The 23952-nt window shown below is 30.1% G+C and carries 21 protein-coding genes; 14 read left to right on the top strand and 7 right to left on the bottom strand.

Annotated elements, in window-relative coordinates; all coding sequences use genetic code 11:
• The first annotated feature begins 439 nt into the window (after positions 1-439).
• Positions 440-1441: a GTPase ObgE gene (gene obgE, locus ACZ49Z_RS02190; RefSeq protein WP_464306558.1), complete on the top strand. Its 1002-nt coding sequence runs from the start codon at positions 440-442 to the stop codon at positions 1439-1441.
• Positions 1442-1505: 64 nt separating this feature from the next.
• On the opposite strand, the gene lysM is transcribed toward obgE, so the two are convergent.
• Positions 1506-1967 carry a peptidoglycan-binding protein LysM gene (lysM, locus tag ACZ49Z_RS02185; RefSeq protein ID WP_464306557.1) on the bottom strand — a complete coding sequence of 154 codons (462 nt, stop codon included), beginning with the start codon at positions 1965-1967 and terminating at the stop codon, positions 1506-1508.
• Positions 1968-2039: 72 nt separating this feature from the next.
• Positions 2040-8540: an alpha-2-macroglobulin family protein gene (locus tag ACZ49Z_RS02180; protein ID WP_464306556.1), complete on the bottom strand. Its 6501-nt coding sequence runs from the start codon at positions 8538-8540 to the stop codon at positions 2040-2042.
• Between the two features lie 140 nt (positions 8541-8680).
• Between ACZ49Z_RS02180 and ACZ49Z_RS02175 the strand changes: the two genes are divergently transcribed.
• Both ACZ49Z_RS02175 and ACZ49Z_RS02170 read left to right on the top strand, forming a co-directional pair.
• Complete coding sequence (locus ACZ49Z_RS02175; RefSeq protein ID WP_464306555.1) at positions 8681-9367, top strand: tetratricopeptide repeat protein; 687 nt, start codon at positions 8681-8683, stop codon at positions 9365-9367.
• Positions 9368-9417: 50 nt separating this feature from the next.
• The gene (locus ACZ49Z_RS02170; RefSeq protein ID WP_464306554.1) at positions 9418-10773 is read left to right on the top strand and encodes a UDP-N-acetylmuramate--L-alanine ligase; all 1356 of its coding nucleotides are present in this window, start codon (positions 9418-9420) and stop codon (positions 10771-10773) included.
• Between the two features lie 94 nt (positions 10774-10867).
• On the opposite strand, the gene ACZ49Z_RS02165 is transcribed toward ACZ49Z_RS02170, so the two are convergent.
• On the bottom strand, positions 10868-11518 hold the full coding sequence (locus ACZ49Z_RS02165; RefSeq protein WP_464306553.1) for a DUF1287 domain-containing protein: 651 nt from the start codon (positions 11516-11518) through the stop codon (positions 10868-10870).
• 113 nt (positions 11519-11631) lie between these two features.
• On the opposite strand from ACZ49Z_RS02165, the gene radC reads away from it, so the two are divergent.
• The 4 genes from radC to ACZ49Z_RS02145 are packed head-to-tail and all read left to right on the top strand — an operon-like array spanning position 11632 to position 14396.
• Complete coding sequence (gene radC, locus ACZ49Z_RS02160; RefSeq protein ID WP_464306552.1) at positions 11632-12315, top strand: RadC family protein; 684 nt, start codon at positions 11632-11634, stop codon at positions 12313-12315.
• Positions 12316-12373: 58 nt separating this feature from the next.
• Complete coding sequence (locus ACZ49Z_RS02155) at positions 12374-13375, top strand: acyl-CoA thioester hydrolase/BAAT C-terminal domain-containing protein (RefSeq protein WP_464306551.1); 1002 nt, start codon at positions 12374-12376, stop codon at positions 13373-13375.
• A 59-nt stretch (positions 13376-13434) separates the two neighbouring features.
• On the top strand, positions 13435-13938 hold the full coding sequence (gene parS / locus ACZ49Z_RS02150; RefSeq protein ID WP_464306550.1) for a type II RES/Xre toxin-antitoxin system antitoxin: 504 nt from the start codon (positions 13435-13437) through the stop codon (positions 13936-13938).
• Entirely contained in the window at positions 13938-14396 is a 459-nt protein-coding gene (locus ACZ49Z_RS02145; protein WP_464306549.1) for an RES family NAD+ phosphorylase, read from the top strand. Before parS ends, ACZ49Z_RS02145 begins: the two co-directional genes overlap by 1 nt.
• Here the strand turns inward: ACZ49Z_RS02145 and ACZ49Z_RS02140 are convergent, their stop codons facing one another.
• Complete coding sequence (locus ACZ49Z_RS02140) at positions 14397-14798, bottom strand: Fur family transcriptional regulator (protein ID WP_464306548.1); 402 nt, start codon at positions 14796-14798, stop codon at positions 14397-14399.
• 58 nt (positions 14799-14856) lie between these two features.
• Between ACZ49Z_RS02140 and ACZ49Z_RS02135 the strand changes: the two genes are divergently transcribed.
• From ACZ49Z_RS02135 to ACZ49Z_RS02110, 6 genes are all read left to right on the top strand, one after another.
• On the top strand, positions 14857-15204 hold the full coding sequence (locus ACZ49Z_RS02135) for a MerC domain-containing protein (protein WP_464306547.1): 348 nt from the start codon (positions 14857-14859) through the stop codon (positions 15202-15204).
• A gap of 157 nt (positions 15205-15361) precedes the next feature.
• Positions 15362-15991: an ABC transporter ATP-binding protein gene (locus tag ACZ49Z_RS02130; RefSeq protein WP_464306546.1), complete on the top strand. Its 630-nt coding sequence runs from the start codon at positions 15362-15364 to the stop codon at positions 15989-15991.
• Position 15992: 1 nt separating this feature from the next.
• On the top strand, positions 15993-17297 hold the full coding sequence (locus ACZ49Z_RS02125) for an ABC transporter permease (protein WP_464306545.1): 1305 nt from the start codon (positions 15993-15995) through the stop codon (positions 17295-17297).
• The gene (locus ACZ49Z_RS02120) at positions 17290-17772 is read left to right on the top strand and encodes a hypothetical protein (RefSeq protein WP_464306544.1); all 483 of its coding nucleotides are present in this window, start codon (positions 17290-17292) and stop codon (positions 17770-17772) included. Before ACZ49Z_RS02125 ends, ACZ49Z_RS02120 begins: the two co-directional genes overlap by 8 nt.
• A gap of 149 nt (positions 17773-17921) precedes the next feature.
• The gene (locus tag ACZ49Z_RS02115) at positions 17922-18620 is read left to right on the top strand and encodes a YjjG family noncanonical pyrimidine nucleotidase (RefSeq protein ID WP_464306543.1); all 699 of its coding nucleotides are present in this window, start codon (positions 17922-17924) and stop codon (positions 18618-18620) included.
• A gap of 113 nt (positions 18621-18733) precedes the next feature.
• A complete protein-coding gene (locus ACZ49Z_RS02110) occupies positions 18734-19471 on the top strand; it encodes a hypothetical protein (RefSeq protein ID WP_464306542.1) in 738 nt (245 codons plus the stop codon).
• Between the two features lie 64 nt (positions 19472-19535).
• Here the strand turns inward: ACZ49Z_RS02110 and ACZ49Z_RS02105 are convergent, their stop codons facing one another.
• Positions 19536-20813, bottom strand: a complete 1278-nt coding sequence (locus ACZ49Z_RS02105; RefSeq protein WP_464306541.1) for a replication-associated recombination protein A — start codon at positions 20811-20813, stop codon at positions 19536-19538.
• Between the two features lie 145 nt (positions 20814-20958).
• Between ACZ49Z_RS02105 and ACZ49Z_RS02100 the strand changes: the two genes are divergently transcribed.
• Complete coding sequence (locus ACZ49Z_RS02100; RefSeq protein ID WP_464306540.1) at positions 20959-21714, top strand: rhomboid family intramembrane serine protease; 756 nt, start codon at positions 20959-20961, stop codon at positions 21712-21714.
• Here the strand turns inward: ACZ49Z_RS02100 and rlmB are convergent, their stop codons facing one another.
• Together rlmB and ACZ49Z_RS02090 are read right to left on the bottom strand one after the other, a co-directional pair.
• Entirely contained in the window at positions 21715-22455 is a 741-nt protein-coding gene (gene rlmB / locus ACZ49Z_RS02095; RefSeq protein WP_464306539.1) for a 23S rRNA (guanosine(2251)-2'-O)-methyltransferase RlmB, read from the bottom strand.
• Between the two features lie 73 nt (positions 22456-22528).
• Entirely contained in the window at positions 22529-23947 is a 1419-nt protein-coding gene (locus ACZ49Z_RS02090; protein ID WP_464306538.1) for a SusD/RagB family nutrient-binding outer membrane lipoprotein, read from the bottom strand.
• Between the last annotated feature and the right edge of the window lie 5 nt (positions 23948-23952).

Raw genomic sequence — 23952 nt, 5'->3', positions numbered from 1 at the left:
GTTTTTTGTATAAAATCCTTATGAACTTACAGTTTGCATATTCAGTCTATTTATAGAATACTAATGTGAATAAAGGCTTAATTTGAATTTGAGTAGATAAATATAGAAGATTAAAAAGAGGCTATGCAATGTAAGTATTAAAAAAATCAAACATTTTTAAATGAAAAAAACAGAGTTTTATCGTGTTTGTATTTTACATTGAAATAAGTAAAAATAAAAGGGTTTTATAATAGTAAATGCAAAAGATAAATAATTTTAGATGGGTCAATTGAATTAGAATTTAAATAGTACTCTGTATAGTAAGTTGTGCTATAATTAAAAGTATCGGTAAATTCAATTATATATTATACCTTTGCAAAAAAATAATACCTGTTTAAGACATTGATTGTTAGTTAATGCTATTAATCTTTTATGTTTTAAATTTTTAAATAGAAATACAATGACAGAAGGTAACTTCGTAGATTACGTAAAAATATATATAGCTTCTGGTAAAGGAGGAAAAGGTTCAACACATTTACATAGAGAAAAATTCATTGAAAAAGGAGGGCCAGATGGTGGAGATGGAGGTCGTGGAGGACATGTTATTTTAGTGGGGAATAAAAACCTTTGGACACTTTATCATTTAAAATATACAAAACACGTAAAAGCAGGCCACGGTGGCGATGGAGGAAGTTCTAGAAGTACTGGGGCAGATGGAGAAGATAAAATTATTGAAGTACCATTAGGAACCGTTGTAAAAGATAAAGAAACAGGAGAAGTGCTTTTTGAAATAACAGAGGATGGAGAATCTAGAATTATTGCAAAAGGTGGAAAAGGCGGTTTAGGGAATTGGCATTTTAGAAGTGCAACGAATCAAACACCTCGCTATTCTCAACCAGGAATGCCTGGACAGGAAGAAGATATTATTTTAGAATTAAAAGTATTGGCAGATGTTGGTTTGGTAGGTTTTCCAAATGCTGGGAAATCAACATTGCTTTCTGTGCTAACATCGGCAAAACCAAAAATTGCAGATTATGCTTTTACAACATTAAAGCCAAATTTAGGAATTGTAGCTTACAGAGATTTTCAATCGTTTGTAATTGCGGATATTCCAGGAATTATTGAAGGAGCGGCAGAAGGAAAAGGATTAGGTCATTATTTCTTGCGTCATATTGAACGAAACTCAACATTATTGTTTTTAATTCCAGCAGATGCAGAAGATATTGGTAAAGAATATAAAATTCTTTTGGATGAGTTAAGAAGATATAATCCTGAAATGTTGGATAAAGACCGTTTAATTGTTATTTCTAAATCGGATATGCTTGATGATGAATTAAAAGCAGAAATGAAAGTAGAGTTAGATGTCGTTTTTAAAGGAACAGAATATATGTTTATTTCTTCTGTTGCACATCAAGGGCTTCAGGAGTTAAAAGATAAGTTGTGGAAAATGCTTAACAGTTAATCTAATAGTTATACAAAAGAAAAGGAACGCTTCTGCGTTCCTTTTCTTTTGTATAAAACTAATATTAGTCTAAATTTGGAATACGTAGCACTTGACCTGGATAGATTTTATCTGGGTGTTCTAACATTGGTTTATTAGCTTCAAAAATAACATTATATTTGTTAGCATCGTCATAATATTTTTTTGCAATTTTAGACAACCATTCTCCTTTTTCAACTGTATGGAATCTTGCTTCTGGTTTAGCCTCAATAACTGTCATTTGATTGTCAACAGTGTCCACACCTTCAACATTTCCAATCGCCAATACAATTTTTTCTGCATCTTCTTGTTTTGCAACATCACCTTCAACAATTACGTCATCACCTGTAAGTTTGATTTTTATTGATTGATATTCTAATCCTAATGATTTTACATGTGCAAGTAATGCACTTGCTTTTAATACTGCTTTTTCTTCAACTGGTGCTTCTTCTTCTTTTTTACCAAATAGCTTTGCTCCAGCATTTTTTACAAATGAAAATAATCCCATAATATTATTTGTTTTAAATGTTAATACTCAAATATATGAAAAAGATGAGTATTTAGAACTATGTTAAAGTTATTATTTTGAGACTTTTACAACATTGTTTTTTGAATTAGCGGAAAACTCTGGTGCATACATGCTTTGTAAGGTAGCAATGCCGTCATTGAAATTTCCTGAATTATTTACACGAACATCATATTCTAAAACATATGTTCCTTTGTTTATCTTGTCGAAGAAGAAATGTGTAGCGACATCTTTTGTGCTTTTATAGAAATAAAGATTATCTCTTCTTTCGTGTGTAGAAATAACATCTATTGGTTCAAAACAAGAAGCTCTAAGGTCTTTTAGATGAACAAATTCTAAATCTTCAATAGCTTGAATCTCTAATCGAATTGTAATGATATCTCCAATAATTATATTTTCTTTTGCAATTGGTTTTAAAACTGATCCTTTTGGAGTATTCTCTTTTTTAAATAATTCCTTTTTAATATTTAAAACCGCATTTGTACTTTCTTTAATTTCTTCAAGGTTTTCAAAGTATTGCCAATAGACGCCACCATAACTTGGAACATCTGATTTGTTTTGAATGCTAATGTTTGCCATATCTGTTGTTATGTCATCTGCTTTCCAGTTAATCTTAATATAGCCAGTTGTAGCTTCTTTCTCCTTTTCAGATAATTTTTGACTTAATATTTTTTCATTACCAATTTTAAATTTGGTCTTGTTTTCTTTGGCTGTCCAGTTTTTTCCTTGTAATAAAATAGCATAAATAGCTTCGGTAGTGGCTTTGGTAGTGGACCAATTTTTATGCTGTTTGTTTTTTAATAACCATACTTTCATTAAATCAATCGATGTAATGTCGTTAGTTACTTCATTAAAAGCTTCAATCAAAATTGATTGAGTTTCAATAGGTGATTGGTGCCAATACCAACTTTTAGTATTTTCTATCCAATACATACCTAAATCTTCATTCAAAGATGCGGTTTCTTTTAAATGAGTTATCATTTTTTTAGCCATGTTGGCATCGCCAAAACGATTGAAAACTAAAGCCAATTGCCCTTTTTTATATAAAGAATAACTAAGCCAGTGTTCTTTTACTTCTTTCAATTGCTGTTGTACTATTGAATCTAGTTTTTTAGATAAAGGATATTGGTCAATGAAAAAACTTCTTGTGTATAGAAAATGGACATCTGTATAGGAATAATTTGTAAAATCCTTTTTGTTTTTTTCAAATCGGTTAATAAAATTACGATCTAAATAAGGGATACTTTTTGACGTTATATTTTCATGCGTTGTTTTCGTATTTGGAATTAATTTGTTTAAATGACCAATTCCAGAAAGGATATGTTGTGTAATGAATGTATTTTCTTCGCCGCCATCAAACCATGGGAAACCACCAGAAGGTAATTGTTTGGCTTCCAATTTTTCTAAGGTTTGCTCTTGTTTGTTTTCTAAAGTAGCTAAATCAAACAAGTAAGCTAATTGTTTGTTTTTTGTTGTTTCATCTTCAGAATCAAAAAACCAAGGTGTTTCGGCTAATAAAATTGATTTTAATTCTTGATTAATTTCTAATTTGTTTTTTGGACTTTCTTCTTTTCTATAAGATTCAAACAAAGTTGCAATCTTAGGGTTTTTGTTTATTATTTCTGAGGCAAGCGTATTTGCATAATAACGAGAAAAAGTTTGTTCAGCACATTCATGTTCGTATTCCATTAAATAAGGTAGTGATTGTAAAGCAAACCATACTGGGTTTGAAGTATATTCTAATGTGAATGAGTGATGTTGTAACGTTGTTGAGGTATTGCTTTTTAAGTTTTCAAAGACATATTCTTTTGTGCTGTTTTCTCGCACCCAAAGTGGAATACTTTCAGTGATTAAAATTTTGTTACTTAATACGGGCAAAATATTTTCTTCTCCATCAGAAAAATTGCCCGATTTTGCAAGGATTTTATACTGTAGCCCTTGTAGGTTTTCAGGGATTGTAATTGTCCATGAAACAGAAACACTTTCCTTTGGTTTGCAAATGAAATTTTTTGTATTATTTCTGTTCATGGCAATGCTGTCTATTGCTACACCATTCGTTGCATCAAATAAAAGAAGCATTGCAAGACCTGATTTTGTTTCATTGGTCATGTTAACCACTTTTGCGGCTATGGTTAGCGTGTCTTTTTCTCTCACGAAGCGAGGTAAGTTCGGCATGATCATAATGTCTTTTTGAGAAATAATATTCGATTGAAAATAGCCTGTTTCAAAATCTTTATTATGACCTAATAAACGCAATTTCCAACGTGTTAAAGACTCGGGAGTAGTGAAATTAAAGCTTATTTTACCTTTTTTATCTGTTTGTAGTTGTGGGAAAAAGAAAGCAGTTTCGTTAAAATTAGTTCTTGTTTTTATTTGTGTTAGTTCTTGTAATGCTTTTTTGGTTGTGATAATGATTACCCCATTAGAAGCTTTTGAACCATATAATGCTGTTGCGGATTCTCCTTTAAGAACATAAATATTATCAATATTTCCAGTTTTGAGTTTAGCAAAATTTTCTGTAGACATAGGGATACCGTCTACTATGATTAAAGCTTCATCATTTGCTGAATTTGATCCCATTCCTCTAATTTTTATTGACAGATTTGCCCCAGGTGTTCCTTTGACTTCAAGACCTGCAACATAACCGCTAACGGAATTTATGAAAAAAGCATTATCGTCTATTGTGTCATGTTTAATTGTTGTTGTAGTGTAGCTTAAAGATTTTGTTTCTTTTTTAATTCCATAAGCTACAACAACAACTTCTTGCAATGCACTATGATCTTCTTTTAATGTAATATTGATGTTGTCATCTTTATCTTTTACAGTATAATATTCATCAATCATTCCTATATAAGAAATAGTTAAAATTTCATTTGCTTCTGCTTGGATGATAAAGTTGCCATCAAAATCGGTAGTTGTTCCTCTTTTTGTTCCTTGAACAGTTATACTTGCTCCAGCCAAAGGACCTAATACATCTGAAACTGTTCCTGTAATAGTTTTTGCATTTTTATGAGTTTCAGCTAATGGTTCAATTGTTTTCAGGTATTTTTCTTGTGAATATTTACCATTAGAATCATTAAAGTTGAAGCCAAATGTGTTCAACTTTGGGATTTTTATGTAATACTTATGATACTTTGTGCTTTGGTCAAACTTGTTAAAATAGATGTATTTGAATTTATCTTCATAAAAACGAGGATAATCTGGGGAATTGTAGTTAGTGTCAAAGCGTAAATTTGTATCCCATTCTTCTTTTGCAAATTGATCTAGCGAACTATCATACATACTCGCTAAAACTTCTGTTTCTAGTTTTTGATTGAGGATTTTAAACGACCAACTTTCCTTACTTCCTGGTTCTATTTTATTGCGAAGACTTACAATTTCAAATTCTAATTTTTTAGCTACCTCTTCTTTTGAAATTTCATAGTTTTTATCCAAAGTCTCATTGTCATATCGAGTTGAGAAATGAAAATAAAAGTTTTCTTTACTAGTATATTCTTTTTTAATTTTAAGTTTTCCAATACCATTTGTAAGTTGAACTACGATTTCTTTATTCAATTCTTTACCAATGTAAAATCTTGAGAAAACACTTAAATCTGGAATAACCGATTGAAATTCGAATTCGAAATAATCACTATTTACGTTTGTAATATCTTTAAATGTGAATAAAACTGCTTCATCAAAAATATTTATTTTCGATTGTAGCTTGAAATTATAACTAGTCTCAATTTTGTTGTTTTTAGAGTCATTTGCTTTCGCAATTAACTCATAATCACCTTTCTTAAAGTTTTTTAAGAAATCTAAGGAAACAGTATTTCCGTTTTTTGTATCAAAAGAAATAGTTTGTACTAAAACCTTTTTTAATTCGGATTCGTTTTTATCATAGGGTTCGTTTGGAAATAATTCAGTAAACTCACTTTTATCTATGGTTTGGGTTTCTGGATTATAAAATTGTCGCTCTTTTAAAAACTGCTTTTTTTCTTTGTAGTAAACTTCAATTTTTCCTTTTGCATTAATAGCATAATCATTTAGTGTAGTTGCAGAAATTGTTAGTCTATTTTCGTCTTCTTGATAAATAGTGCTATCCGTTGAAAGTTTTAATTTAAGTGTTTCTTTACCAACGGATATAGTTTTAGTTGCTCTTCTTGTTTCACCATTCAAATCAATAACCTCTACTTCGATGGTGTAGTTTATAGTATTAATATTTTGATTTTCAATTAAACTATCATTAGCAATCATAGTAATCGTGAAATTACCTTTACTATCTGTTTTAATGGTGCCTGAAACATCTTTTCTACTAGAATAAGGTGTGTATTCTTTTAAATAAACATTTTTAGAAATAGTATAGTTAACTTTAGCGTTGGTAACATTACTTCCTGATAATGTTTTAGCATTACCTATAATTTTTAAAGTATCTCCGATAGTGTGATTCTCTTTAATAGTTTCAAAAGATACTTCAAACGTTGGTCGTTTGTATTCTTCCACTTGGAAATGGAATTCACTATGATAATAACCAAAATCTACATTATCCCAAAATTTGTGTTCGTCTTCTTTTTCGTCATAATATTTTTTGTCGTTTTCATAGTTGATCGGTTCATCAATTGTAATTGAAAATTGACCTGTTAAAATGTTTTTTGGGAGATCAAATTCACCTGTAAAAGAGCCAAATTCATTGGTTTGTACTTCATATTCTTTTAAAGTAGTATTGTTAGCATCTTCTATAGTAACTAAAACAGTTACATAAGGAACGACACTTTTAACTCCTTTTTTGTTTTGAATAATGATTCCTTTGTAATATACTTTTTGACTTGGTCTATAGATTGCTCTGTCAAAATAAATTTTAGCTTTCGCTTCAAAATCTTCATATTCATCATCATCATTTTGATTATAGAACCAACCTTTATTATAACTACTAACTAATGTATCGTTTTTTTGAATAAAATTAATAGTAGAAAATTGAGAAGTTGATTTTTCTTTTATATATTTCTTTTTCTTAAAACTTACTTTTCCTAAAGCATCTGTTAGTTTGGTTTCTTCATTATTTCTAATGATTATGTTTTGAAGTGGTTTTCCTGTTTTTCTATCTGAAGCATAGAAGTAGTCGTGTTTTTCATCATCATCTGATATAAAAGCAATATTTGAAACGGTAATTGTTTCGTATTCATAATTACTTTTTGCTAAAGTATCATTATTTGGTTGGAAAACTACTATATAATCCCCAATAGGAATTTGTTCCAATAGGATTTCGGTGGTATATTCAAAATAATCTTTTTTAGTAGGTAGCACTCTGACGAAACTTTTAAATGCTTTGTTATTAGAAATAAATTGGTTAATAATGGAGTCTGATTTTTTAGTTTTATCAAAGTGTTTGAAGTTTTTAGAAATTTTGTAATAATGTATAGTTATAGTGTCGATGTTTTTAAACGTTACAAAAGCTCTAGTATTTTCATTGTCATATAATGTTTTCTTAATTTGAATATTTAAAAATTTTCTTTGAATATTGAATTTCAATTTTTCAGCATCAGCCAAAGCATTGTTGTTTATTCTAGATTTTAAAACCGAATCACAAATAATTAAAACTTTGTCATAGTAATTTTTTTCTGAATTTTTATTGGTAATAGAATAAAAATAGGTAGCTCTATCGACTTTTAATTGTTGCTGTAAATGTTTATCATTCGTTATTGCTTCAAGTGATTTTAAATTTTGAATATACAAATCATTATTCTGGAAAATAGCATGAATGTAATTCAATCGATCACTATAAGTATTGTTTGCTTTTTTTATGTTTTCTGTGGCATATAATTTCTCTTTTTCTTGAAATAATTCAATAACTCTCTTGAAGTTTGAGTCGTGGAATGGAGTAGTGGAAAGACTAATAAAATGTTCTGTAGTACTATATAATTTTTCAATAATAGCATTGTTTTCAAAAGTTTGTTTTATTTCCCAATTGCTATTTTTACGTTTTAAATAGTCGAAATATTCATTCCATAAATAATCATATAAGGTATAGTTTTTACCGTCTATATCTGGAGAAATAATAAAAGTTTCATTGTAGTCAGTAATAGTTTGCTGTTGTAATTCGTTTTTATTTTGCAAACTAGATTCAAATTGTTTTATAATTTCTGATTCGAATTTTGCTTCACTCCAAAGTAAAAAATTAGTATTGTTTTCATTTTCGATGCTCGTTCTTTGTCTAATTTTATACCTATTTTGATTGTAGTAGTCTTTTAGTAAGGAAGCATAAATGTGATTCAAAATGGCTTTCGAGTTTCCGTTAGCGTCATTTATTTCCCTTGTAATGTTCTGAATTATTTTAGATTGAGCCTCTTCTTCAAGTGCAAGTGTGAACTTTGAAGTATAGAAAAAACACTTTATAATTTGGATGTCGTCTTTTTTGCGCTTTACTTTTTTGTAAATTTTCTGTACACTTTCATATGCGGAACGTGTTTTTCCATCTAGTTCGTGTTGATAGACTTCTTTCCACTCATTGTCATAATTGGATTGAGAAAATAGAGTAGTACAAATAAGAAGAAATAAAAGGATAAAATATTTTTTCATGGAATAGGCTTTCTAGTATAGAGTGTGAAAAATGGGAAAAGGTTGGATTGTTTGTAAAAAAAATCTTCTGCTAAGATAAATATTTTTTTACTCAAGGTTAAATCATTGTATTTTCTTAATTTTGAATAAATTTTACAGCTATGTATAAATTCATTTTGTTCTTTTTGCCCTTTTTTGTCTTTTCTCAAACTAATTTTGAGAAAGGAGAAAAACTTTTTAATCAGAAAAAATACAATGAGGCCAAAGTTTATTTTGAAGCACATTTGAAATCTAATCCAAATGATTATAAAGCAATGGAGTATGTAGGGGACATTGCGGGTTACTATAAAAAATGGGACGAAGCAATTGAAAAATATAAATACCTAAAAGAGAAATTTCCACAAACAGCTAATTATCATTACAAATTTGGTGGGGCAATGGGAATGAAAGCAAAAGAAAGTAATAAATTTAAGGCTTTAGGTATGATAGATGATATTGAAAATGCTTTTAAATTGGCTGCAAAATTAGATTCCAAACACACAGATACTAGATGGGCTTTGCTTATTTTATATCTTGAATTGCCTGCAATAATTGGTGGAAGCGAAAAGAAATCGCAAAAATATGCAGATGAATTAATGGTTATTTCAAAAATTGATGGTGTTATGGCAAAAGGGCATATTGATGAATATTTTGAAAGGTATGCTTCCGCAGAAAGATATTATTTGCAAGGAGTTAATTTAACACATTCTAAAACAGCGTATCAGCGTTTAATTAATTTATACAATAAAATGGAACTTCCTCAAAAAGCAAAAAATGCAGAGGAAGAATCGAAAAAATATAATAAATAATTTAAGTTATGAGAAATAACAATTTCTTCAAACTTTAAACTTCTAATTTAATGAGAACACATTTCATCGCTATTGGTGGTGCAGCTATGCACAATTTAGCATTAGCCCTTCATAATAAAGGATACAAAGTAACAGGAAGTGACGATGCTATTTTTGAGCCTTCAAAATCACGTTTAGAAAAAAAAGGGTTACTTCCCGAGGAAATGGGTTGGTTTTCAGAAAAAATCACTACAGATATTGAAGCCATCATTTTAGGGATGCATGCTAAAGCGGATAATCCTGAGTTATTGAAAGCACAAGAATTGGGGTTGAAAATATATTCTTATCCAGAATTTTTGTATGAACAATCTAAAAACAAAACTCGTGTTGTTATAGGTGGTTCTCATGGTAAAACAACTATTACTTCAATGATTCTTCATGTAATGCATTATCATAATATAGAAGTCGATTATATGGTTGGAGCACAACTAGAAGGATTTGATACAATGGTTCATCTAACAGAAAACAATGATTTTATTGTTTTAGAAGGAGATGAGTATTTATCATCACCAATGGATAGAAGACCTAAATTTCATTTGTATCAACCTAATATTGCCTTGCTCTCAGGAATTGCTTGGGATCATATTAATGTGTTTCCAACATTCGACAATTATGTAGAACAATTCAAGATTTTCACTAATCAAATTACTAGAGGAGGAATTCTTATTTATAACGAAGAAGATGCTGCTGTTAAAGCAGTAGCAGAAGGCACTGAAAATCCGATTCGTAAAATTCCTTATCAAACGCCAAATTATAGTGTTGAGAATGGAATTACGTTGTTAGAAACTCCTGAAGGACCAATGCCAATAGAAGTATTTGGAGCGCATAATTTAAATAATTTAGCAGGTGCAAAATGGATTTGTCAATGTATGGGTGTAGATGAAGCTGAGTTTTTTGAAGCCATTGCAAGCTTTAAAGGAGCAAGTAAACGATTAGAGAAAATTGCAGAAAACAATGATAAAGTAGCTTACAAAGACTTTGCGCATTCACCAAGTAAAGTATCGGCTACTACAAAAGCAGTAAAAAATCAATATTCAGATAGGAAATTAATAGCGTGTTTAGAATTGCATACTTACAGCAGTTTAAATGCCGAATTCTTAAAAGAATATGAAGGAGCTTTAGATAGTGCAGATGTTGCAGTTGTGTTTTATTCACCAGATGCTGTTAAAATAAAGCAATTGGAAGAAGTGACTTATGAACAAATTGCACAATCTTTTAAACGTGATGATTTAATTATATATACTAATCCGACAGAATTTAAAGAATTTCTTTTTTCTCAAAATTTTGAAAATTGTGCATTATTGTTAATGAGTTCCGGTAATTATGGAGGCTTAAATTTTGATGAGGTTAAAGACTTGATAGGTTAGTGCGTCATTGCGAGGAACGAAGTGCTCAAATAATACAAACTCAATGTTGTATTGTGGTTGTCTAGATTGCTCGTTGCTCGCAATAACTATAAAATTATTTCCCATATCTAAAATGTCCTACAATTTTCCAACTAAACAAACAGTCTTCTAAAACTTGACCACTTCCTACATTATGAACAATCATAGGCCTTGTTCCATCATTAGATTTTAAGTGAGTGATAATTCCTATGTGTGGTAATTTATCTGCTATCATCCAAGTGACTAAATCACCAGTTTTGTAATCTGAAGGGTTTTGGCTTACTGCCAATTTTTCTCCTTTACGTTCGAAGAAAATTTCTAAATTGGGTACTCTTCTATGGTCAATATTTTTGTCTGTAGTTTTTAAACCCCAAGTTTTTGGGTATTTTGAAAAATTTGACTTCATGTCTTCATGAACTTCTTTTTGTAAATCAATATTCAATCTGCGATAAGCACGAATAACTACATCTGTACAAACTCCCGTTTTTGGAGGAACATCACCATTTGGGTATTTTATGCTAACATAGTTTGGGGTATAGACCACTTCTGGATCAATAATTCCAATAGCAGCATTAGATAGTTTTTCTCCAAAAGTTTTAGGATTTTGTATTTCTTCAACTATAAATACTTTCTTATTGGTGATTAAATTTGCAATTTTGATTTCATTTTTCTTTTCTTGACAGCTTAATGTGCCTATTATTAAGGAAATAAGAAGGAAATGTTTCATTATTATATTTTATGTTACAACGTAAAAATATTGAAAAATTATATAAAATATTTATTTTGAAACTTTAAAAAAAATGATTTAATTTGTTGGTATAAACGCCAAATAAAATTATAATGTACACGCCAATCAATCAGTGGGCCGAAAATGATAGACCACGTGAAAAATTACTTCGTAAAGGAAAGTCTGTGTTGACAGATTCAGAACTTTTAGCCATTTTAATTGGTTCAGGTTCTCGTAATGAAAGTGCAGTTCAGCTTTGTCAGAGGATACTTGCGATGACAAACAACAATCTAAATTCGCTTGGAAAGCTTTCAGTGCAACAATTGCTTCAATTTAAAGGTATTGGAGAAGCAAAAGCCATCTCTATAATAGCAGCTTTAGAGTTAGGTAGAAGGAGAAGACTAGAAGACGCTAATGAATTAAAATGTATTGCATCTAGTAAAGCTGTTTTTGAAATAATGCAACCCATTATAGGAGAACTATACCATGAAGAATTTTGGGTGCTTTATCTTAATAATGCCAATAAAGTAGTCAATAAAAGTCAAATTAGTAAAGGAGGAATTACAGGAACAGTAGTAGATACTCGTGTAATTTTTAAATTAGCACTAGAATGTAGTGCAACTTCTGTTATTCTTACGCATAATCATCCATCAGGAAAATTAGTAGCGAGTGAAGCCGATAAACAAATTACAAAAACGATAAAAGAAGCTGGTAAAAGTTTAGATATTCGAGTTTTAGACCATGTGATAATTACGGAAAAAGGATATTTGAGCTTTGTGGATGAAGGAATGTTTTAAAGATGAAAGTATGTTTTAAAATTGTCTAATTTGATTATAATGAATATTAATGCTTTCGATGCGTTTTAAATTAATTGTTTTATTGCTCTTGTTTTTGTCTAAATCTTTTGGACAAATAGATCAATTCAAAGAGATAGGGTTTAATAAAGTTGAAATAAAGACCAAATCAGATACAATTGTTTTTATAAAATCGATTAATGATGAACAAATAAAGAAACCAACAATAATTTTTCTTCAAGGTTCATTGCCACTGCCCATAATTTTTAAGGACAAGGAAGAGTTTTTTACTTTATTTCCTTTTAAAACGGATGAATATTTGTCTAAATATAATTTAATTCTAATAGCAAGAAAAGGAATTCCATTAATTGGCGATTTTGAAAAAGATTCAAATGGTTACAAAGATTCAAATGGCAATATACCGTTAGAATATTTAAAACACGACAATCTTACATATAGAGTGCAACAAGCAAAAGAGGTCTTGAATTTTTTGCAAAAACAAAAATGGGTTAATAAACAAGCTGTTTATGTTATAGGACATTCCGAAGGGTATCGTGTTGCAGCGAAATTGTCTGAAAATAATAAGAAAATCACTAAATTAGTTTGTATGTCTGCTGATCCGTTCAATAGATCAACAGAAGAAATGTTAAAATATAGATTAGAAAGTTTTACTCAAAATAATGATTCCACTTTTCAAAATGCTATCAATAATATTACTAAAGATTTTCTTAGTATTGAAAGTATTGAAAAATATAGAAACGATACGGATTTGTATAATTGGTCAAGTTATAATTCCGAGTTAGCTTTTAATAGCTTAAAAAAAAGTGAATGTCCAGTATTGGTTGTTTATGGGACTAATGATATAGTTGCTTTTCATAATGATTTGCTTCCTTTTTTATTAAAAGAAAAAAAAGATTTTTTTATTAAGGCATATCCCGATTATGATCATAATTTTTTTAAGAAGGAATTTGATGACAAAGGAAACCCTTTGGAAAGTAGCTATAATTGGAATGAGGTTTTTAGAGATTGTGTTTATTGGTTAGAGACGGGTTCTGTTAAATAACGTTATATTTTTGTTTTTAATGGACAATTGTCGTAAATTTACTGACAAATGACTGTATTATGACTAAACTTGTAGCCAATTCAGATGTAGATATAGATAAAGCCGTACGAATGTATGTATCTAAAGTAGGAAAAGAATCTGCATTAACGGTTGTAGATAAAAATATAACTTATAAAAAATTCTTATCTAATAGAATGTTAATAGTGCATTCTATTAGAAGAGGATTGCCATATGAAATATATGACCTAATTAAAGAGCGTACTCCTTTTAACGAAGAAGATTGGGCTGAGTTTCTTGGTGTTTCTATACGAACGCTTCAAAGAAATAAATTAAAAAAAGACTTTGTTTTTGATCCTATTCCAACTGAAAAAATTCTTGAGTTAGCCGAAGTTACAGCGTTAGGAAAAGAAGTTTTTGATTCAAAGGAACAATTCTATTTGTGGTTGAATACACCAAATTTCGCCTTAGGGAATTTGCAACCTTTTGAATTATTAAAAGATTCCTATGGTAAAGAAATGGTAATTAATGAATTGAATAAAATTCAATACGGAATATTTGTGTAATGGAAGTATTTCGTTTGGCTAATAAAAAATATCCAATAGAATTATCTGGAATTGGAGCTTCAATTACTGGAGCTCGTTGGAATTCTAAAGGGAATGAAGTGATTTATACTGCACAAAGTAGAGCTTTGGCAATGGCAGAAGTGGTTGTGCATGTCACTTTGGCTACCTTACCAAGTGGTTTTGCGATGTTAACTGTTTTTATTCCAGATGATATATACATTGAAGAAATTAATGTTAAAAAATTGCCTTTAGGTTGGAATAGTTTTCCAGAGCTCATAGATACTCAGAAAATGGGAGATGAATTCATCCGAAATAAAAAAAGTTGTGTGATGAAAGTGCCTTCTGCAGTTGTAAAAGGAGATTATAATTATCTTTTAAATCCTTATCATGAAGATTTTCATAGAATAAAAATTATACATCAAGAAGATTTTCCTTTTGATAAAAGAATTTTTAAATAATTAAACATTACAATCTGCGCAAACTCCAGAAATTAATAATTGCATTTCTTGATTTGTATATCCTTTTGGAAGTTTTATTTGCGGTTTAATTTCATCTAAACAAATTGTTTTTTCACATTTAACACATGAAAAATGAACATGATTATGCGAATGTGTTTCATGTTCATGATTACATGTCTTGCAAATTGCATATTGAATTACGCCTTCTAGGCTTACGATTTTATGTAATTTCCCTTCATCAACAAGTCGGTCTAATGCTCTGTAGATTGTTACTCTATCTACTGTGTTTTCAAAAAACTCTTGAAAATCTTTGTGAGTAAGTGCCTCCTTTTTTTCGTTTAATAGAAATAGAATATTCTGTTTTGTTGAAGAATTTCTTTCACGTTTTATTTTTTTTTCCATTTATATTCGTTTTTTTATTATATATTTGCAACAGTGTTGCGTTTAATAAATATAAGAAATGAAAAGTCAAATCACAAAATCTCTCGATTATTTAGGAATATCTAGTGCTACATTATGTTTAATACACTGTTTAGTTTTTCCTTTCATTTCAATAATTCCAATTGGTATTTCTCACAATCATTGGATTGATTTACTTTTTGCTTCAATTGGTCTATTTGCAGTTGTAAAAATAATAAAAACTAATACTTTAAGATATATAAAAGTCATTTTGTTACTTTCAATGTGTTTAATTTTTTTTAGCATCATTTTAACAATTATTACCGATGAACATTCCATGTTGTTATATGTAGGAGGTTTAGGGATGATTTTTGGACACATTTTAAATTTTAATAATCATAGACATTAAAAAAAATAATTTGGTTCGTTGTGGTGATTAGTTATTGTTTCGGTTATTAATATAGTTTTCATAAAACCGCAACGACCAAATTTTTAGAAAAGATTAAGAAATAAATTCCTTATGTTTTGCTATATTGCAACACTATAAAAACAAAAGCATATCAAAAATGATAAGCACTACAAACATCACATTTTCGTACAATAAAGAACAGTTGTTTCACTTACCAGATTTATACTGTGAAGCAGGAAATACTATTCTAATAACGGGAGATTCTGGAAAAGGGAAAACAACCTATTTACATATTCTTGCAGGCTTATTGAAACCAACTACAGGAAGTATAGAAATTAATAAGACAAATATTGTCGCCTTGTCAGAGCGAAAGAATGATGCTTTTCGTGGAGAAAATATTGGGATTGTCTTTCAAAAATCTCATTTTATAAGTGCTTTAACAGTCTTAGAAAATCTAGAAATGGCAAGTTGGTTAGCAACTGGAAAAAAAAATACAACAAGAGCAAAAAAAATATTGGAACAATTAGATATAGTTTCGCATGCTAATAAATTGCCGAATCAGTTAAGCATTGGGCAACAACAAAGAGTTTCAATAGCGAGAGCGTTAATGAATGATCCGAAAGTTCTTCTAGCAGATGAACCAACTTCAAGTTTAGATGATAAAAATGCTGAGAAAGTAATTCAACTTTTAACATCGCTTTCTAAAGAATATAAAGCAGCATTAATTATTGTCACTCACGATAATAGAATAAAAGAAAAATTTAGTAACCGAATAACGTTAGTGTAATATGATCATAAAGTTAGCATGGCGAAATATTTGGTTTAAGCCATTGAATACCATTTTAAGTATAATTCTTTTAACTTCTAGTGTTGCGATAATTACCGTTTTAGTACTACTTGAAAAACAATTTGAGGAAAAATTTACAAATAACATTGATGGAGTAGATTTAGTTCTTGGTGCACAAGGAAGCCCACTACAGTTAATACTTTCTTCTGTATATCAAGTAGATGCTCCAACAGGTAATATAAGTTATGATTCTGCAAAAGTATGGATGCAAAATCCTTTTGTGAAAAAAGCTATTCCCTTAGCATTTGGTGATAATTATAGAGGATATAAAATATTAGGAACTACTCATGATTATTTGGAAAAATATCAAGCAACGCTTTCAGAGGGAAGGTTATATCAAAAGAACTTTGAAGTTGTAATTGGAGGAGAAATTGCTCAGAAATTAAATTTAAAGATTGGAGATACTTTTTTTGGATCACACGGAGATGCAGCTGAAGGAGAAGTGCATGATCATTATGCATATAAAGTAGTTGGTATTTCAAAAATAACAGGTAAAGTTGTAGATAATCTAATTCTATGTACCATTCCAAGTGTTTGGCAAATGCATGGCGGTCATGAAGATATGGCAGTGCATAATCCAGAGCATGGAGAAGAAGGTCATATTCATGAAGATGGAGATGAGCATATGCAACACGAACACGATCATGAGGAGCACAATCATGAGCATAAAGAAAAAGACATGTCAATCGATGAACCAGGTATGGAAATTACAGCAGTTTTGTTGCAGTTTAGAAATAAAATGGGAATTGTAACTTGGCCAAGGATGATTGCTCAAAATACAAAAATGCAAGCTGCTTCTCCAGCGATAGAGGTAAACAGACTGTTTTCATTGTTCGGAATCGGAATTGATGCATTACGTTATCTAGCCTATGGTATAATGTTAATCTCAGGTATTTCAATTTTTATAGCATTATTCAATACATTAAAGGAACGCAAAAATGAATTTGCACTATTAAGAGTAAATGGAGCAAAACGTTTTCAACTTTTAAGTCTAATTATGATAGAAAGTTTGTTACTTTGCGTTGTCGGATTCTTTTTTGGTACGATTTTGGGTAGAATAGCATTAATGTTGATATCAAACTCAGCAGAACAAGATTTTAAATTAAGTTTTAACCCATATGAATTCATTTGGGAAAAAGAAGGTGTTTTGTTTGTCTTAACATTACTAGTAGGAATATTGGCAGCATTAATTCCTTCGTTAAAAGCATATCAATTAAATATTTCAAAAACATTAGCAAATGCATAACTATATTAAATTTTCAATCGCATTACTTGTTGTTATCACTTTGTCAAGTTTTAACCTAAACAAAATAAACACAATTTCAAATGATAAAGAAGTTGTAATTACTGATACGTTAACTTGGAGCTTGTTAGGAAAAATAGACTACACGAAAAAAGCAGATAAACTCTATGGAGAAGTAATGTTTCCTGTAATCAATTTGAAACTAAAAGCATTACAAGGAAAAGAAGTTGCAATTAGCGGTTTCATTATTCCAATAGATAGTAAAAATTATGCTATTAGTAAAAATGTGTTTGCAGCTTGCTTTTTCTGTGGGAAATCTGGTCCAGAAACATTAATGGGTATTAAGTTTAAAGGTGATTTGCCAAAATTGAAAACAGATCAATACGTTACATTAAAAGGGAAATTTAGGTATAATGATAACGATGTTGAAGATTGGATATATCATATCGAAAATGCAGTAATAACTGCTGGAAAATAATTTGAAGCCCATCTTTTGGGCTTTTTTTAATCAAAATTCCCGCTGTTCGCTACAATCTGTTTTCGCAACAAATTAGATGAAAAAGAAGTAAAAAAGATTGCGAAAACAGGATTTTCGCTTCCATCGGGGCTAATTATCAAACTGAGAGCATGAAAAATATTGATTTTACACAAAAGAAACACCTTTTTTTTGATTTAGACCATACATTATGGGATTTCGATAAAAATTCAGCAGTAGCTTTTGATATAATTTTTAAAGAATACCAATTCCCATTTTCTACTGACCAATTCTTAGAACATTATATTCCTAGAAATCAATATTATTGGAAACTCTATCAAATGAATAAAATTTCTCAGCAAGATTTACGCTTCAAACGTTTAAACGATGTCTTTGAAATATTTAATATCTCACTTCCAGTAAATACTATAAATCAAATTTCAAATCTTTATATTGAGCATTTACCAAATAGTAATTATTTGTTTGAAGGAACAATTGAACTTTTGGAATATTTAAAGCCTAAATATAGTTTGCATATAGTAACAAATGGTTTTCATATAGTTCAGGACAAAAAATTAGAGAATTCAAAAATAAAACACTATTTCACATCTATTACTAATTCAGAGTTAGCAGGCGTAAAAAAGCCTCATCCAACTATATTTGATTTTGCATTATCCTTAGCTAAAGCGAGTAAACATGAAAGTATAATGATAGGAGATAGTTTAGAGGCCGATATTCAAGGTGCTTTAGATTTTGGTATTGACGCTATCTATTTTAATGAACAAAACATTCAACTAAAAACAGATGTGTTTCAGATTAATCATTTGTTAGAGTTGAAAAAGATGTTATAATAAAAAAGTTGACTTTATTTTAAGCTCAATGTAAAAGTGAAACTTTATAGTGTTAAATTTGTAATCCATAGAATATTAATATTTTGCCCCTAATCTATTAAATAATTTATATTATGAAAAAAACTATACTTACTATTGTTTTATTGTTTTCTGTTTTAGTTCGTGCTCAAGAAAACTACAAATATATTATCGTTCCGAGTCAATTTTCTTTTTTTAAAGAAGCAGATAAATACGGATTAAATAGTTTAACAAAATCATTTTTTGAGACAGAAGGCTTCACTGTTTTTTATGATTCAGACAAATTACCTATAGATGTTTTAAATGCACGTTGTAATGCTTTGTATGCTAATGTTATTGAAAACAATAAGATGTTCACAACTAATTTAAATATAGAGGTGAAAGATTGTGCCAATAAAACTGTTATGTTAAGTATGCTAGGAAGTAGTAGGGAAAAGGACTATAAAACGGCTTATACAGTTGCATTGAGAGAAGCTTTAAATTCATTAAAAGGCAAAACTAAAGTGATTAAAAAATCAGATGTCTTAATGGTAGATACAGAAGAGGTTGCGGTTGAAAGCAAAGAGAGCTTTGTTGGAATAATAGACCCTGTGGATTTAATCGATTCAAATAAAACAACTTTGTATGCGTTGCCAACAGAAAATGGATTTAGATTGGTAGATAAAGTTCCAAATATAATTTTCGAATTAAAGAAAACATCTGTAGAAAATTTATTTTTAGCTGAAAGAGGAATTATCGATAGTGGTATATTTTATAAGAAAGACAATATTTGGTATTTTGAATTTTATAAGAGAGGTAAGTTATCCTCGGAAACCGTTGAGGTTAAATTCTAAAGAAAAAGATATTACATATACATAAAAAAGCAGCATTAATAATTAAGTACTAATACTGCTTTTTTTAATAATTGTATTTATCTTTCCATCTGTTTTTTAAAAAATTACGTAATTCCTTTTCACGAGCATTGTCTCCTGGTTCAAATAATGTTGTGTTTTTAATTTCGTCAGGCAAAAATTCCTGCTCTACGAAATTGTTTGAAAAGTCGTGAGAATATTTGTAGTCCTCACCATAGCCCAATTCTTTCATTAATTTTGTGGGTGCATTACGCAAGTGTAAGGGTACGGGTAAATCTCCAGTTTGTTTAACCAATTGTTGTGCTTTTCCTATTGCTAAATAACTGGCATTGCTTTTTGCGGAAGTAGCTAAATATACAGTACATTGACTTAATAAAATTCTGCTTTCAGGATAGCCAATAGTAGAAACAGCTTGAAATGTATTATTAGCCATTATTAAAGCAGTTGGATTGGCATTCCCAATATCTTCACTAGCTGAAATTAATAATCTTCTAGCAATGAACTTAACATCTTCACCGCCTTCAATCATTCGTGCTAGCCAATACAAAGCACCATTTGGATCGCTACCTCTAATAGATTTTATAAAAGCAGATACTATATCATAATGTTGTTCTCCTGTTTTATCATAAAGAACAGTATTTTTTTGAACAAGATGGGTGACGAGCTCATTGGTTATCGTAATTTTATCTTCATTTGAAGCATTAACGACCAATTCAAATATATTTAATAATTTACGACCATCACCTCCAGATAAGCGTATTAAAGCTTCAGTTTCTGCTAGAATGATATTTTTTGTTTTTAAAATTTCATCTTTTTCGATCGCTCTGAATAGTAACGCTTCTAAGTCTTTTTTTGTGAAAGCATTTAAAATATAGACCTGACATCTTGACAATAACGCTGGGATGACTTCAAAACTTGGATTTTCAGTTGTAGCACCAATTAGTGTTACCCAACCTTTTTCTACTGCGGCAAGTAAAGAATCTTGTTGAGATTTGCTAAATCTGTGAATCTCATCTATAAATAAAATCGGATTTTTAGCCGTGAATAAGCCACCACTTTGTTTTGCTTTCTCAATGACCTCTCGAATATCTTTTACACCAGAATGTATAGCACTAAGTTGATAAAACGGGCGTTTGCTCTCTGTTGCCATGATTTGTGCAAGAGTCGTTTTACCCGTTCCAGGCGGTCCCCATAAAATTAAACTAGGTAAAATTCCTTTTTTTATTTGATGTATTAGAGAACCTTGTTCACCAACTAAATGTAGTTGGCTAACATAGTCGTTTAAACTTTTTGGTCTTATTCTTTCTGCTAAAGGTGCTTCCATGCTGTAAAATTACATTTTTCTGACAAAAAAGCATAACAATTTTTTTGGTGTTATATTTGAAGGATATAAAATCAATTTAAAGTTATATTTTGTTTACAGTAATAAGATATAAATCAATTTTATAAAAAAGTAAAACAATTTACCTATGAGAAAAAATATTTTAAATAAATCTTTTGTTTTTACCCCTTCGGTAGTATTGTTGCCTTTGCTTTTTGTTTTGCTATTATGGATTGTTTTTTGGATTGAAAGCTATTTAAAAATTAGTTTTTCGCATTATGGAATTTACCCTAGGGAATCATTCGGTGTAAAGGGGATTTTTCTTAGCGTTTTTTTGCACGGAGACTTTCAGCATTTGGTGAATAATTCTTTGGCGTTATTGGTTTTGTTAGCTTTACTTAGGTTTTTTTATAGAGAACAAACAATATTAGTGTTGTTTTTTGGGGTTGTTTTTTCAGGTCTAGGTACTTGGTTGCTTGGAAGACCGAGTTATCATATTGGTGCTAGTGGTTTAATTTATGCTTTAGTTAGTTTTATTTTCTTTAAAGGTATTTTTACCAAATATTATAGATTATTAGCTTTGTCGTTTCTAATAGTACTATTGTATGGTGGGATGGTTTGGTATATGTTCCCTGATGTTGAAAAAGGCATTTCTTGGGAAGGTCATTTGAGTGGTTTTTTAACAGGGATTGCAATGGCATTAGTGATGAAAACACCTCAATTTGCAAAAGAAATAGTTTATGATTGGGAAAAACCTGATTTTAACCCGCAAAATGATCCATTTATAAAAAATTTTGATGAAAATGGTAATTTTAACCCACAGCCAAAGCCAGAGGATTTAATAAAAGATTATTTTTCCTCCTCTTTGAAAGTAATTTACGAATTTATTGGATTAAAGAAATGATTATTTAGCTAGTCGTTGTCTAACTGTTTCATATAAGAAAGCACCACAAGCCACAGATACGTTTAGCGATTCAATTGTGCCATACATTGGTAATTTCGCTTTATGATCTACAATTTTAAGAACAGAAGGATTTACTCCTCTATCTTCGCTACCCATTATTATTGCAATCGGTTCAGAAAAATCAATATCATAGATAGTGTTTTCTGTTTTTTCAGTTGCAGCAACCGTTTGAATACCACTTGCTTGTAAAAAATAGATGGCATCTTTAATGTGCTCAACTTTACAAATAGGAACATTGAAAACTGCTCCAGCACTAGTTTTAACGGTGTCTCCGTTTACGGGAGCAGAACCTTGCTTTTGAACAATGATACCGTTAACTCCAGTACATTCTGCAGTTCTTATGATGGCTCCAAAATTTCTGGCATCAGATAATTGATCTAAGATTAGAAAAAGAGGTGTTTTGTTTGAATTTAATGTATTCGAAATTAAAGTCTCAATATCGTGAAATGAAACAGGAGATATAGATGCTACAGCACCTTGATGGTTTTTTGATGTTAAGCGATTTAATTTTTCTACAGGTACATATGAAAAATTGATGTTGTTTTTTTTCATGCTTTTCATGAGTTCCTGCATTAATTCTCCTTGACTCTCTTTCTGAATAAAAACTTTATCTATTTCTTTGCCTGCTTGAATTGCTTCAAGGATTGCTCTAATTCCAAAAATTTGATTTTCTTTTTCCATAGTGCAAATGTATAAAAAAAAACCACCTCGTTAGAGGTGGTTTTTGATATTTAAAAAATTTAAACTATTTTTTTTAGTTTACATCCCAAAATATTTTAGTGTTTTGCTCATCACCACCAATTGCAGCAGCAGCAGCATTATAATTTGTAACATTTAATGTTTGTTCAGATAAAGGATAAGTGAATCTTAAAGGTACAGGCAAACCTGAAATTGCTGCATCATTCATAGTTGGTGTGTCAAATTTTCTGTAAGCATACCAACCTTCGAAACCTCTGTTATACATTGCTAGCCAATATTGAGCTCCAATTTTTTGTCTCCAAGTTCCAGTAGCTGTTGCATATGCAACAGCTGGTTGAGCTAAATAAGTAGTAATGTCACCACTAGCTACACCCCAATCGTTCATACAGGCAGTAATTCCAGCATTATAATGAGATTCAGCAGTTCCGCCTACAGTATACCCTCTTTCAGATGCTTCTGCTAGCATAAATTCTACTTCTGAATAATCTAATAATACACCTCTGAAATCTGGTTCATGCATTAATTGTCCAATGTGTGAGTAAGATGGGAATGAATTATTGTCCCCATACGGACCTCCTGTATATACTCCTGCTCCTAAGTTTTCTTTAAAATAGAATGGTCTTCTTGGGTCTGACAAAGTATTCATAATGTCAACAACTGTATTAGCTGCAACAAAATCTTCTCTTTGGCTTTGTACTAAATCGAACCATAACGGATTTGCATTAGTAGCATTATCTTCATAAGCAATAGTTGCATTATCGGTATTAGAAGAAAAGACACCAGCAGTAACTGCTTCTTCTGCAGCTGTTTTTGATAAAGTAGCCATTGATGAAACATCAGCAATACGCATTGCTAATTTTAGTTTAATAGAATTGGCAAATTTTAACCATTGGTTTACGTTTCCTCCATAAATCTTATCAGCAGATGTGTATCCAGCAGGACCAGAAACAGAAAATGTCGAGATTGCTGTGTTTATTCTAGTAATCAAATCTTGATAAATAGTCTTTGCATCGTCATATTTAGGAGTTGGATTTTCTTTTAGTTGTAATGCTTCACTGTATGGAACATCTCCAAAAGTATCTACTAGAATTTGCCAAGCATATACTTCCAATACAGAAATCATTGCTGTTTGATTTGGAGTGCTTGCTTTTGTCTTAGCATCTTTTAAATCAAATAATACGTTCTGATAGATATCTGAAAAATGATTTGCAGGAACATTTCTGTCGTTTAAATCATGATTAGATTCATTTGTATAAGTCGTTTGTGTCCAATATTGAGATGTTAAGCGAAAAACATTGTTGTTAACATTTGTGCTTTCCATTCTATCAAAAAGTGATTTTGTCGCCGATACAAATAAAGCTTCTGAAGACGCTTGACTAAGACCGTTTTGGTCTCTATTTAAATTTTCGTATTTTTCATCTGATGCACAACTTACGATAAGCACAGATGATAATAATATTATATATTTTTTCATAATTA

The sequence above is a fragment of the Flavobacterium sp. KY-23415 genome (genome assembly GCF_055384985.1).
This window is presented reverse-complemented; position numbering and strand designations above follow the sequence as displayed.